The organism is Pseudomonas sp. BJP69 (assembly GCF_007633355.1).
In the GTDB taxonomy this organism is placed as follows: Bacteria; Pseudomonadota; Gammaproteobacteria; order Pseudomonadales; family Pseudomonadaceae; genus Aquipseudomonas; species Aquipseudomonas juntendi.
In genome coordinates this window covers 4,605,943-4,617,989 of the sequence record NZ_CP041933.1, presented here as the reverse complement: position 1 = coordinate 4,617,989, position 12,047 = coordinate 4,605,943, and the positions used below count along the sequence as shown (strand labels likewise).

The window sequence follows — 12,047 nt, the reverse complement described above, 5'->3', positions numbered from 1 at the left end:
GCGAAAGGGGCGCGAAGCGGCCCCAGGATTTCAGCGTTGGCGGCTAAATTGCCGGGGCTGCTTCGCTGCCCGTTCGCGACGCAAGGCCGCTCCTACAGGTGTCGCGTGGCCCGAGGCTTTGCCGGTGTCCGCGGGCGTCATTATTCAGCGCAAAAAAAAGCCGCTGCAAGCCGCAGCGGCCAATCGAGACGTTAGATCAAGGAGCTTCAAAATCTACGTCAGTGCACCTCGCAGGCCTGAAAGGCGGGGGGGAGAGCCCTTCATGCCGGCCAGTGAGTAAAGAATAAGCGCTTGATCCCGTAGGAAAAATAGCCGCTTATGACATTCACCTTTACGTTTCGGGCAACAGTTGCGCAGCTGTTCAAGCCGCGGGCGAGTAGCCCATTCGCCAGCTGGTTTCCCGCGTTGCCGCCAGCAACCGCTGTGCCGCCGGGCCATGCTCGTCGGCATGGAAGATCGATGTAGGCCCAACCACGGTCATCACCGCCGCAACCTGCCCCATGGCATTGAATACCGGGGCCGACAATGCATCCACGCCCGGCATCAACAAGCCGTGTACATGGTGCAGGCCACGTTCGCGTATGCCGGCCAGTAGCGCTTGATAATCGTCGGCAGAGTGCTGCAGGGCGGCCAGTTCACGGTCACGCAGGTCCACCGTTTCCCGCTCGGGCAGGTAGGCAGCGAACACCAACCCGGTCGATGAGCTGAGCAGCGGCAGCACCGAACCGATCTGCGTCACCACGGTCACCGCCCGCACCGCGGGCTCGATGCTGACCACGGTCGCGCCCTGGTTACCCCATACGGCGATGAAGCAGCTTTCGTTCAGTTCGTCGCGCAGTTGCGACAGGGGCAGTGCAGCAATTTTCAGCACATCGATGCTGCCCAGCGCCGCCAGCCCCACCCGCAATGCCTCACGCCCCAGGCCGTAATGGTTGGTGGCAGCATCCTGTTCGGCAAACCCGCTGGCGATCAATGCTTGCAGGTAGCGGTGCACCTTGCTCGCCGGCATCTGCACATGCTCGGCCAGGCGTGACAATGAGGTGGAAGGGGACAACTCAGCCAAGGCCTTGAGGATGTCGGTGCCGACCTCCGCAGAGCGGACTTTCTGCTTGCCGTTGTCGGCGGTGGTACTGGCTTTGGCCATGGACAGCTGCTTCCGGATTCTTCAGTCGGGCCTTTATAGCTTGACGTCATGCACGGAGCAAATTACGTTATTCGTAATCTGATTACGATAAAAACAATGCAGACCCGCTGCCGCCCACCCAAGGGCCTGCAGCCAACTGCCCGCAACGGCTCGGCCAGAGCCCGGAGGCATCGATGAATTGCGATCCATCACCCGACCTTCACTACCTCAGCGGCTTTGGCAACGAGTTTGCCAGCGAAGCGCTGCCCGGTGCCTTGCCGGTCGGGCAGAACTCGCCGCAGCAGGCGCCCTACGGGCTGTACGCCGAACTGCTGTCCGGCACGGCGTTCACCATGGCCCGTAGCGAGCTGCGGCGGACCTGGTTGTACCGTATCCGCCCGTCTGCCTTGCACCCACGTTTCGAGCGCCTGGCCCGCCAACCGCTACAGGGCCCGCTGGGGGGCATCAACCCCAATCGCCTGCGCTGGAGCCCCCAGCCGATTCCCGCCGAACCCACCGACTTCATCGAAGGCTGGCTGCCGATGGTGGCCAACGCCACGGCAGACAAACCGAGCGGCGTGAGCATCTACATCTACCGCGCCAACCGCTCCATGGAGCGGGTGTTCTTCAATGCCGATGGCGAACTGTTGCTGGTGCCGGAACAGGGGCGCCTGCGCATTGCCACCGAGCTGGGCGTGTTGCAGGTCGAGCCGCTGGAGATTGCGGTGATCCCGCGTGGCATGAAGTTCCGTGTCGAGTTGCTCGACGGCCAGGCCCGCGGCTACATCGCCGAAAACCACGGCGCCCCCTTGCGCCTCCCGGACCTGGGCCCGATCGGCAGCAATGGCCTGGCCAACCCGCGGGATTTCCTCACCCCGGTGGCGCACTACGAAGAAACCACCGGCCCGCAGCAACTGGTACAGAAGTTTCTGGGTGAGCACTGGGCCTGCGAACTGCAGCATTCGCCGCTGGACGTGGTTGCCTGGCATGGCAGCAACGTGCCGTACAAGTACGACCTGCGCCGCTTCAACACGTTGGGTACGGTCAGTTTCGACCACCCGGACCCGTCGATCTTCACCGTGCTGACTTCGCCGACCAGCGTGCATGGTTTGGCCAACATGGACTTCGTGATCTTCCCGCCGCGCTGGATGGTGGCCGAGAACACCTTCCGCCCACCGTGGTTCCACCGCAACCTGATGAACGAGTTCATGGGCCTGATCCAGGGGGCCTACGATGCCAAGGCCGAGGGCTTCTTGCCGGGTGGGGCGTCGTTGCACGGGGTGATGAGCGCCCATGGGCCCGATGCCGGAACCTGCGAAAAAGCCATTGCCGCCGAGTTGGCCCCGCACAAGGTCGACAACACCATGGCGTTCATGTTCGAGACCAGCCAGGTGCTGCGCCCGAGCGTGCAAGCGCTGCAATGCCCGCAATTGCAGGCCGACTACGATAGTTGCTGGGCCACCTTGCCGAGCACCTTCAACCCGAACCGGAGATAACCCATGAACCACACTGCCATTGCCCGTAGCTGGGTCGAGCACGCCAACGGGCACAGCGACTTCCCGCTGCAGAACCTGCCAATGGGCATCTTCAGCCGGCCAGGTGAAGCCAGGCGCTGTGGCGTGGCCATTGGCGACGCAATCCTCGACCTGGAGGCGGTGCTGGCCGCCGGCCTGTTCGACGGCGCAGCCAAGGCTGCCGTCGAGGCGACCCGGGGTGGGGCACTGAACGCATTCTTCGCATTGGGGCGCAGCGCGCGGGTGGCCCTGCGCGAACGCTTGCAGGCATTGCTGGGTGAACACAGCGAACACCAGGCGGCGCTGAAGCCGGCCCTGCTCCACGCCGGCGACTGCCAGTTGCACGTACCGGCGCAGATCGGTGACTACACCGACTTCTACGTGGGTATCGAGCACGCCAAGAACGTCGGCAAGCTGTTCCGCCCAGACAACCCGTTGCTGCCCAACTACAAGTACGTGCCGATCGGTTATCACGGCCGTGCCTCGACCATCCGTCCCTCGGGTACCGAGGTGCGCCGGCCAAAGGGCCAGACCTTGCCGGCCGGGCACACCGAGCCCAGCTTTGGCCCCTGTGCGCGCCTGGACTACGAACTGGAACTGGGTATCTGGGTAGGCCAGGGCAACGCCATGGGTGAAGCGATTGCGGTAGGTGATGCTGCCGAACACGTGGCCGGCCTGTGCCTGCTCAACGACTGGTCGGCGCGCGACATCCAGGCCTGGGAATACCAGCCGCTGGGGCCGTTCTTGTCGAAAAGCTTCATTACCAGTATTTCGCCGTGGGTGGTCACCGCCGAGGCGCTGGCGCCGTTCCGCTGCGCCCAGCCGGCCCGGCCGCAAGGCGACCCGCAGCCACTGCCGTACCTGCTGGACGAGCGCGACCAGGCTGCGGGCGCGTTCGATATTGAGCTGGAAGTGCTGTTGCTGACCGCACGCATGCGTGAGCAGGGCCTTGCCCCGCACCGCCTGACCTTGAGCAACACCCGCAGCATGTACTGGACCGTGGCCCAACTGGTTGCCCACCACAGCGTCAACGGCTGCCAGTTGCAGCCGGGCGACCTGTTCGGCTCGGGCACCCTCTCCGGTGCCACCCCTGGCTCGTATGGCAGCCTGCTGGAAATCACCGAAGGCGGCAAACTGCCGGTGGAGCTGGCCAGTGGCGAGGTGCGCAAGTTCCTCGAAGACGGTGACGAGATCATCCTGCGCGCCCGCTGCCAGCGTGACGGCGTGGCCAGCATCGGCTTTGGCGAATGCCGTGGCACGGTCGTGGCGGCCAACTGAGGGGGCAGGGCATGGAACTGTACACCTATTACCGTTCCACCTCGTCGTACCGGGTGCGCATCGCGCTGGCACTGAAGGGGCTGGCCTACCAGGCCTTGCCGGTGAACCTGCTGCAAGGTGAACAGCGTGGCGCCGGCTACAGGGCCGTCAACCCGCAGGGCCGCGTGCCAGCCTTGCGCAGTGACGGCGGTGAAGTGCTGGTGCAGTCGCCGGCGATCATCGAGTACCTGGAAGAGGTGTACCCACAGCCCGCCCTGCTGCCGGTCAATGCCGAACGGCGGGCCAAAGTGCGCGGTGTGGCGGCGATCATCGGTTGCGACATCCACCCGCTGCACAATGTCAGCGTGCTGAACAGGCTGCGCCAGGCCGGTCAGGACGAGGGCCAGGTGAACGCCTGGATCGCACACTGGATCAGCCAGGGTCTGGCGGCCGTGGAACAGTTGATTGGCGATGAGGGTTTCTGTTTTGGCGATACCCCGGGCCTGGCCGATGTGTACCTGATTCCGCAGTTGTACGCGGCTGAGCGTTTCGCTGTCGACCTTGGCGGTTACCCGCGCATTCAACGGGTTGCCGCACTGGCAGCCGCGCACCCGGCATTCGCCCAGGCTCACCCGGCCCGGCAGCCGGACACCCCGGCTCAGTGAAGTGAGCGGTTCGCCGCCGGAAGCTTGCCGATGCGCTCACACAGCTTCAGGCGCTGGACCGGGTCTTCCGTCAGCAGCAGGGCATGCTCCAGGTCGTAGCGTTCGGCTTGGGGGCAGTCCAGGTGTTGGTAAAGCGAGGCGCGGGTCATGTAGTCCGCGACCTGCACCGGCCCTAATTGCATGACCCGTTCAGCGTCGATCAACGCCGCCAGGTGGTTGTCGTGGCTAATATGCAGTTGGCGCAGGTTGCGCGACAGGCGCTGCAGCATCTGCTGCGCGCTGGCGGTGCGCAGGTGTTCTGCCGTCAGCGGCAGGTCGGGGCCAAACTGGCGTGCCAGTAGCTCGCGACAGTCGCTGGGGTACAGGCGCCTGCCGCCACAGGGGTCGAGCAGGTGGTCGGCACCCGGCACGCGCAACAGGAAGTGCCCGGGAAACCCCACGCCCTCCAGCGGTATGCACAAACGCCTGGCCAGCTCGAGGGCGAGGATGGCCAGGGCCAGCGGTTGACCTCGGCGGCGTTGCAGCACCTTGTCCAGCATGGCGGCATGCGGCCGCAACGGCAGGTATTCGTCTTGCACAAACCCCAGTGCATTGAGTTGGCGCAGCAGAGGCTGTGCCAGTTCACTCAAAGGTAGCATGGGCAGGTGGGCACTGATTGCGTGCTGCAGGTCGTGCACGGTGGCAAGGCTGGCGGCAGGCGCGACGTTAGGGTCGTGCTCGGCGGCAACCCACAATGCGGCTTCCAGCAGGGCGACGGGCTCGCGTTCCAGGCAGGCCAGGCAGGCTTGACGTGGGTTCATGGGGCTTCTCCACACTCGCTTGAGTATTAGCTGCGGTGCGGGGTTTCGTCCAGTGGTCTGGCGGCGGCTGCAAACATGAGGCCGGGCTTATACTGGGTGCAGCACCTGTTGGGGAGCCTGTCGATGTTCGCGCTGATGCAAAGCACCCGTACCCAGTCACTGCACTTGTTCACCGACCCGCCCACGGGCCTGAAAGCGGTGGTGGCGATCCACAGCCAGCAGTTGGGGCCGGCGCTGGGTGGCTGCCGCTACCTGCCGTACGCCGATGACGAAAGCGCCATGGCCGACGCGATTCGCCTGGCCCAGGGCATGAGCTACAAAGCGGCACTGGCGGGCTTGCCCGTGGGGGGCGGCAAGGCGGTGATCTTGCGCAACCCGCATGTGGAAAACCGCGCAGCTTTGTTCGAGGCTTTCGGCCGCTTCGTCGATACCTTGCAAGGGCGTTTCATCATTGCCGTGGACAGTGGCACCTCGACCCTGGACATGGACTGCATCGCCCAGAGCACGCCGCATGTGACCAGTACCACGGCCTCGGGTGATCCCTCACCGCATGCGGCAATGGGGGTATTCGCCGGCATCCGCGCCACGTCCTATGCCCGCTTGGGCAGCTACAACCTCGAAGGCCTGCGGGTAGCGGTGCAAGGGCTGGGTAATGTTGGCTACGCCCTGGCCGAACAACTGCATGCGGCGGGGGCGGAACTGTTGGTGAGTGACCTGGACACAGGGCGGGTACGGCTGGCTGTTGAGCAGCTCGATGCCCACCCGGTGACCCACGATGCGTTGATCAGCACCCCCTGCGACATCTTTGCCCCGTGCGGTGTGGGGCCGGTGCTGAACGGGCAGAGCGTGATGCAACTGCGCTGCGCGGCAGTGGCGGGGGCGGCGAACAACCAGCTGACCACCTTGCAGGTGGCTGACCAGCTGGAGACCCGCGGGATACTGTATGCGCCCGATTATGTGATCAATGCCGGTGGCTTGATTTACGTGGCGCTCACCCACCGTGGCGAAGACCTGGGCACCATCACCTCGCACCTGGCACGCATACCATCGCGGCTGACCGAAGTGTTCGGCCATGCCCAAGCAGAGAAACGCTCGCCGGCGCGGGTGGCGCAGATGTTGGCGGAGCGGTTGTTGTATGGCTGACGGGGTTTGTGTTGCATGCACCGGCCTCATCGCTGGCAAGCCAGCTCCCACAGATACCCCACAACCTTCAAGACTTGTGCGTACCTGTGGAAGTCCCCACAGATTTCTCACAATTCTCAAGATTTGCGGTCCCTGTGGGAGATTCTATGGTTCCTGGTAGGGGTAGCCGGAGCATCTTCAGCGCCTGTGAGATCGAGCGCCGCCCGCGCGGCGCAATCGCGAGCTGCGCTCGCTCCTACGTTTGTTTCGGGCCAATTATTCCTGTGGGATTCGCGCGCGAACGCCTTGGTGGATGCCTCAATATCGCGCCGTACAAACAAGGCGGCCGCGCGCGCCTGTCACAGGCGTTACTGGCCCGAAACAAACGTAGGAGCGAGCGCAGCTCGCGATTGCGCCGCGCGGGCGGCGCTCGATCTCACAGGCGCTGCCATACCTTGTGGCAAACACCTGTCAGCCCTGATGCGATCCCTGTGGGAGCTGGCTTGCCAGCGATGAGGCCGGTGCAGGTAATCACTCGGCTGGTTGCCCGTCGAGCAACTCGGCCAACGCATCCGGCTGGCTCTTGAACGCCCGGGCGAACACATCGCGGTTCTTGGCCATGTAGATACCGGCTTCTTCAACCTGCTGCTCGGTCAGCGATGGCACTGCCTTATGCAGCACTTCAGCCAGGCGCTCTGCCAGTTCGAGCATTTTGTCGTGACGGTCGGCTTCTGCCTTATCCATGAACAAGCGCTCCGGGTCGCGGCTGCTGCGGTACACCACTTCGACGGCCATTCATCACCTCTATGCCTTTTTGCTGGTTTGCAATTTACTGTATCTATATACAGTAATGGCAGTGTGGGCTGGTTCGCAAGCAGAAATTGCAGTGGGGTGTTTTGCGGGGGCGTCCGGCACAACATCTTTATCGCCTGTGAGATCGAGCGCCGCGCGGGCGGCGCTCGATCTCCCAGGCGCTGAAAATGCTGCGGCAACCCCCTGCCAGCCCTCCTGCAACCTAGAGCCAAACCCTCACTGCTTCATCCCCAGCTCGGCATCATCCATCAGCGCCTTGGCCATCGCACTCAAGTAATGCGCAGCCCATATCATCATCGGCTTCCCATCCATCAACCCGGTGATGGTCAATTCGCGCACATACCCCATCAACTCCGAAGACTGTTCGCGGGCATCCCTGCACGGGATACCGGGCTCGATGCGGAATAGCGGGTGGGTGCCGTTTTCGCCCTGGTAGAAAGTGGTCTTGCCGACGGTGAACTGGGTGTCTTCTGTGGTCATTGGTCAGTCCCCTGATGTGCCTTTGGAATCAGGGTGTATTCGAGGGAATGGATGTAGCGGGGTGGATCGGGGATAACTCTCAGCATGATGTAGGCCTGTTCAAAATTGGGGCCACCACCTTCTGCTGTCAAACATCAAGGCGGCAGCTGTACATGGGTTGACAGACCGGTGAACAGAACCAAAAGCCGGCGCACACGAGGTGCCCCATGACAGCTGCCATAACGGCTAAGCCATGTGGTTAGTTCAGGGCGGCCTGTCAAAGCCGGTCGTTGATTGGCAACGACCGCCCGAGACTAGTGCGCACCACCGAACACCACAATGGCAGGGAGTATCTTTGGGAAATGCCCTACAAGAAAGGGCTTAAATCTGATTTTCCGCTGGCGCAATGCCATTTCATTTTCAGTAGCTTGCCATGCCACAAAGTGCCTTGCGGCAATCGGCCGCCTTCCCATGGCAGGGGCCTGGCCCTTTAACTGCATGGCAGAAACGTCACACCCGTGGCGCATCATCCTTGAAAGTCGTAGTGGGGAATGAAACATCGTGAACATCAAATGGGCAGAAAAACTGCGCAAGGGCCTGCACGGCTCGGCCGACTCGCTGGGCAACCTGTGCGTCGAAGCCTTCCATTACCTTGCCCTGTTCGGCATCGGCGCCATCACCGCCTATGCGGCGGTGGTCACCTTCCTGGACATGCTCGGCAAGGGCGGGATCAGCGTCGATGACATCCTGCTGCTGTTCATCTACCTGGAGCTGGGGGCCATGGTCGGGATCTACTTCAAGACCAACCACATGCCCATCCGCTTCCTCTTGTACGTGGCAATCACCGCGCTCACCCGCCTGCTGATCGGCGATGTTTCGCACCACAAGGCGCCGGATGAAGGGCTGCTGTACCTGTGCGGGGGCATTCTGCTGCTGGCGTTCTCGATCCTGGTGGTGCGCTACGCCTCGTACCGCTACCCCTCGACCAAGGTGCTGGATGCCAACGGCAAGCAAGTGGAAGAGGGCAAGTAGGCCTCAGCGGCATAGGTGAGCAGCACAACACCGCAGGTCGCGGAAAGCTGCGGCTTTTTCTTACAGACGCCTCTGAAAATCCAAAGAACGCGCATCACGCCAACGTATGGCACCCTGTTGTCCAAACCCGGAAAATCCCTGGGTTATGGCTTTTTGATATTGCCCTCCCTGGGCTGTAACCCACGGAGGGCGTGGCCTGCGCACGGTTGACACCATGGCGCACAAGCCTATTAACTCAGCAGCTCTCAAGGAGGGTAACCCGGCACATGACTTGATTCATGCCGAGCGTTTACAGGGAGATGCTGATGATCATGGCGCGTCTTGACGCTATCGCAAGCCGTTCCGTACCTGGCGAACAGGAGTAATCCCTCATGTTCGAAGCAGCCAGGTTCGGCGACGATATTTCACACACCGGCGCATTGGGCGGTTTCCTGTTGGGGGCCGCTCTGGGCATCGCACTGGTGGCCAGCGTGGCCACCGTGGCCTTTGCCACCTTCACCTGCGGGTTCGGCGTAGCTTTGCTGGCAGGTCTCGCGGCGGGGGTTGGCGGCAGCTTGCTGACCGCTGCCGGCGAGGCGTTGGGCGGCCTGTTTTCATCCCCCTCAGGGACGATACTGACTGCCTCGCCCAACGTCTTCATCAACAGCCGCAAGGCCGCCCGCGTCGAAAAGAGCCTGGGCGCTTGCAGCAAGCACCCCGGCCAGGTGCAGATCGCCGAGGGCTCGACCATCGTCTTCATCAATGGCGTGGCGGCCGCGCGCAAGGGCGACAAGCTGACTTGCGGCGCGACCATTTCCGGTGGTTCGAACAATGTCTACATCGGCGGCGGCACTTACCGTTACCTGCCGGTGGACGACGAAGTCCCTGAATGGCTACGCACCACAGTGGATACGTTGATGGCCGTCGCCGGTGCCGCCGGCATGATCGCCCAATTGATCAAGGTCGGCACCCAAGCCGGCATGAAAGCCATCATGCCTTGCGCCCTGAAGTTCACCGCAGGCTTCATCGCAGGTGAGGTGGCCAGCCGCTACGTGGTCGAACCCGTGGCGCGCAGAGCCATCGGTGGCCTGGTCGGCAACCCCGTCGACCTCACGACGGGCCGCAAGCTGATCCCCGATGAAATCGACTTCAGCCTGCCGGGCCTGATGCCGATCGAGTGGTCGCGCTTCTACGCCAGCGACCTGACCGTCGACAGCGTGCTCGGCCGCGGCTGGATACTACCGTGGGAACAGAGCCTGCGTCGCAGCGGCAGTTTCATCTACCTCACCGACAACCAGGGCCGCGAAATCCCCTTCGTGACCCTGCAACCGGGTGAGCGGATCTACAACCCGCACGAGCAGGTGTACCTGGTGTGCACCGAGGGCGGCCACTACATCCTGCAGACCCTCGACAACCTGTTCTTCTACTTCGGTGAAGTGCCAGACACCAACACCGAAGTGCCGCTGCAGCGTATCGAGAACGTCCTCGGCCACTTCCTGCACTTCACCCGCACGCCTGACGGTACCCTGACCGACATCAGCGCCACCGGCGGCACCCGCGTGCACTTGCACTACGACCACCCGCTGGGCCGCCTGACCGATATCAAGCGCGTGGTGGACAACCATGCGGTCGAAACGCTCACCCAGTACCGTTACGACGAGCATGGCCAGCTGAGCGCGGTGCGCAACCGCAACGGCGACAGCGTGCGCAGTTTCAGCTATGTCGAAGGCCTGATGGTGACCCACAGCAACGCCTTGGGCCTGGGCTGCCACTACCGCTGGGAAACCCTCGGCGGCAAACCGCGTGTGGTCGAGCACTGGACCAGCGATGGCGAGCACTACCATTTCCGCTACGACCTCGACGCCCGCACCAGCTGGGCCACCAACGTGCTTGGCCGGGAACTGGAAGTGCAGTACAACGCCGACCACCGCGTGGTCGCCAGTCGCGATTATGGTGGCGAGCGTTACGCCATCGAGCTGGACGAAAACGGTAATATGGTTGGCCTGACCTTGCCGGACGGTAACCGCCTGCAATTCAAGTACGACGAGTTCTCCCGCTTGCTCGAAGAGGCCGACCCGCTGGGCCGCAAGACCACCTACGAATATCACCACCTGACTACACTGGTGACCCAGGTCAGCTACCCGGACGGCAGCACCTGGCGAGCGCGCTACGACGACAAGGGCAACCTGCTCGCCGAATTCGATGCCCTCGGCCAGATGACCGAGTACCTGAACAGCGATGACGGCCTGCCGCACACCATCATCGATGCGACCTACAAGTCCAAGTACCTGTGGTGGAACACCCTGGCCCAGGTCGAGCGTTACCAGGATTGCTCAGGCAAGAGCACGTATTATCGCTACGACGAGCGCCAGCACCTCATTGCAGTGACCGACGCGCTGAACCAGACCACCACGCTGGAGCGCAAGCCCGATGGGGAAGTGTTGCGCATCCACCATCCGGATGGCACGGCGGAAACCTTCACTTACAACGGCCTTGGCCAGGTGCTCAGCCACACCGATGGCAAAGGCCAGACCACCCGCCTGCTGCGCACTTCCCGTGGTTTGCCCAGTAACCGTCAGGACCCGAAAGGAGAGATGGTTCGCTACGGCTATGACAAGGCCTTGCGACTGACGTCGCTGGTCAACGAGAACAACGCGACCTACAGCTTTGCCTACGACGTGTCGGACCGGCTGATTGAAGAGGTGCGGGTAGATAACCTGACCCGGCGTTTCAGCTACAACGTCGGTGGCCATCTGACGCGACTGGATGAGATTGGCTATGGCGAGAATGCCGAACGGCCCGAGCGCCATACGCTGTTCGAGCGTGATGCCATTGGCCGCTTGATCGCCAAGATCAACAGCGATGCAACGCAGACATTCGCTTATGACGATGGCGACCGGTTGCTGAGCATCGAGCGGCAACCAACTGGGACAAGCAAGAAGTTTGGTATCACGGAAGAAAAGCTCAAGTACGCCTATGACCTGCTGGGCCGGCTGACGCAGGAAATCACGCCCGACGGGACGCTGGGCTATGAGTACGACCCGCTCAGTAACCTGACGACCCTGACGTTGCCGGATGGCCGCAAGGGCAACCACCTGCACCAGTTCAACCTGGACGGTCAGGTGATCAGCGACATGGAGCGCGACGACCTCCACCGCGAGGTCTACCGCCCCCTGAGCAAGCTCACCAGCTGCTTCGGTATGACGCCATGAGTCGCAAGGCCTGCCAGCTTGCCGAGACCTTGCCAGCAGACAAGCTATCGCAAGTGCCTAGCACCGGTAGC

Annotated in this window: 9 protein-coding genes and 1 pseudogene; 6 read left to right on the top strand and 4 right to left on the bottom strand. The window is 62.8% G+C overall.

All coding sequences use genetic code 11. The annotated features are described in order from the left end of the window. Positions 1 to 361 precede the first annotated feature (361 nt). The gene (locus FPB55_RS21620) at positions 362 to 1,144 is read right to left on the bottom strand and encodes an IclR family transcriptional regulator (protein WP_125855325.1); all 783 of its coding nucleotides are present in this window, start codon (positions 1,142 to 1,144) and stop codon (positions 362 to 364) included. Positions 1,145 to 1,317: 173 nt separating this feature from the next. On the opposite strand from FPB55_RS21620, the gene hmgA reads away from it, so the two are divergent. The 3 genes from hmgA to maiA are packed head-to-tail and all read left to right on the top strand — an operon-like array spanning position 1,318 to position 4,559. Beyond that, positions 1,318 to 2,619: a homogentisate 1,2-dioxygenase gene (hmgA, locus tag FPB55_RS21615; RefSeq protein ID WP_144189245.1), complete on the top strand. Its 1,302-nt coding sequence runs from the start codon at positions 1,318 to 1,320 to the stop codon at positions 2,617 to 2,619. Positions 2,620 to 2,622: 3 nt separating this feature from the next. Next, positions 2,623 to 3,915 carry a fumarylacetoacetase gene (gene fahA, locus FPB55_RS21610; protein WP_115294735.1) on the top strand — a complete coding sequence of 431 codons (1,293 nt, stop codon included), beginning with the start codon at positions 2,623 to 2,625 and terminating at the stop codon, positions 3,913 to 3,915. 11 nt (positions 3,916 to 3,926) lie between these two features. Next, on the top strand, positions 3,927 to 4,559 hold the full coding sequence (gene maiA, locus FPB55_RS21605) for a maleylacetoacetate isomerase (RefSeq protein WP_115294734.1): 633 nt from the start codon (positions 3,927 to 3,929) through the stop codon (positions 4,557 to 4,559). On the opposite strand, the gene FPB55_RS21600 is transcribed toward maiA, so the two are convergent. Next, complete coding sequence (locus FPB55_RS21600) at positions 4,553 to 5,359, bottom strand: tetratricopeptide repeat protein (RefSeq protein WP_125855323.1); 807 nt, start codon at positions 5,357 to 5,359, stop codon at positions 4,553 to 4,555. The two genes, maiA and FPB55_RS21600, sit on opposite strands and share 7 nt — an antisense overlap. A gap of 123 nt (positions 5,360 to 5,482) precedes the next feature. On the opposite strand from FPB55_RS21600, the gene FPB55_RS21595 reads away from it, so the two are divergent. Continuing rightward, positions 5,483 to 6,502 carry a Glu/Leu/Phe/Val dehydrogenase dimerization domain-containing protein gene (locus FPB55_RS21595; RefSeq protein WP_009682681.1) on the top strand — a complete coding sequence of 340 codons (1,020 nt, stop codon included), beginning with the start codon at positions 5,483 to 5,485 and terminating at the stop codon, positions 6,500 to 6,502. Between the two features lie 510 nt (positions 6,503 to 7,012). Here the strand turns inward: FPB55_RS21595 and FPB55_RS21590 are convergent. Continuing rightward, entirely contained in the window at positions 7,013 to 7,276 is a 264-nt protein-coding gene (locus FPB55_RS21590; RefSeq protein ID WP_029886905.1) for a YebG family protein, read from the bottom strand. A 234-nt stretch (positions 7,277 to 7,510) separates the two neighbouring features. Beyond that, positions 7,511 to 7,774: a DUF3077 domain-containing protein gene (locus tag FPB55_RS21585; RefSeq protein WP_009681699.1), complete on the bottom strand. Its 264-nt coding sequence runs from the start codon at positions 7,772 to 7,774 to the stop codon at positions 7,511 to 7,513. 540 nt (positions 7,775 to 8,314) lie between these two features. Here FPB55_RS21585 and FPB55_RS21580 point away from each other — a divergent pair. Together FPB55_RS21580 and FPB55_RS21575 are read left to right on the top strand one after the other, a co-directional pair. After that, the gene (locus FPB55_RS21580) at positions 8,315 to 8,785 is read left to right on the top strand and encodes a phosphate-starvation-inducible PsiE family protein (protein WP_009681701.1); all 471 of its coding nucleotides are present in this window, start codon (positions 8,315 to 8,317) and stop codon (positions 8,783 to 8,785) included. Between the two features lie 371 nt (positions 8,786 to 9,156). Continuing rightward, positions 9,157 to 12,044 (top strand): annotated as a pseudogene (locus FPB55_RS21575) (DUF6531 domain-containing protein); the annotation flags it as partial. Positions 12,045 to 12,047 lie beyond the last annotated feature (3 nt).

What these genes read in the sequence shown, in the direction of transcription:
- hmgA (WP_144189245.1), top strand. Translation starts at nt 1,318, where the DNA reads ATGAATTGCGATCCATCACCCGACCTTCACTACCTCAGCGGCTTTGGC.
- FPB55_RS21590 (WP_029886905.1), bottom strand. Translation starts at nt 7,276, where the DNA reads ATGGCCGTCGAAGTGGTGTACCGCAGCAGCCGCGACCCGGAGCGCTTG.
- maiA (WP_115294734.1), top strand. Translation starts at nt 3,927, where the DNA reads ATGGAACTGTACACCTATTACCGTTCCACCTCGTCGTACCGGGTGCGC.
- FPB55_RS21585 (WP_009681699.1), bottom strand. Translation starts at nt 7,774, where the DNA reads ATGACCACAGAAGACACCCAGTTCACCGTCGGCAAGACCACTTTCTAC.
- FPB55_RS21620 (WP_125855325.1), bottom strand. Translation starts at nt 1,144, where the DNA reads ATGGCCAAAGCCAGTACCACCGCCGACAACGGCAAGCAGAAAGTCCGC.
- FPB55_RS21595 (WP_009682681.1), top strand. Translation starts at nt 5,483, where the DNA reads ATGTTCGCGCTGATGCAAAGCACCCGTACCCAGTCACTGCACTTGTTC.
- FPB55_RS21600 (WP_125855323.1), bottom strand. Translation starts at nt 5,359, where the DNA reads ATGAACCCACGTCAAGCCTGCCTGGCCTGCCTGGAACGCGAGCCCGTC.
- fahA (WP_115294735.1), top strand. Translation starts at nt 2,623, where the DNA reads ATGAACCACACTGCCATTGCCCGTAGCTGGGTCGAGCACGCCAACGGG.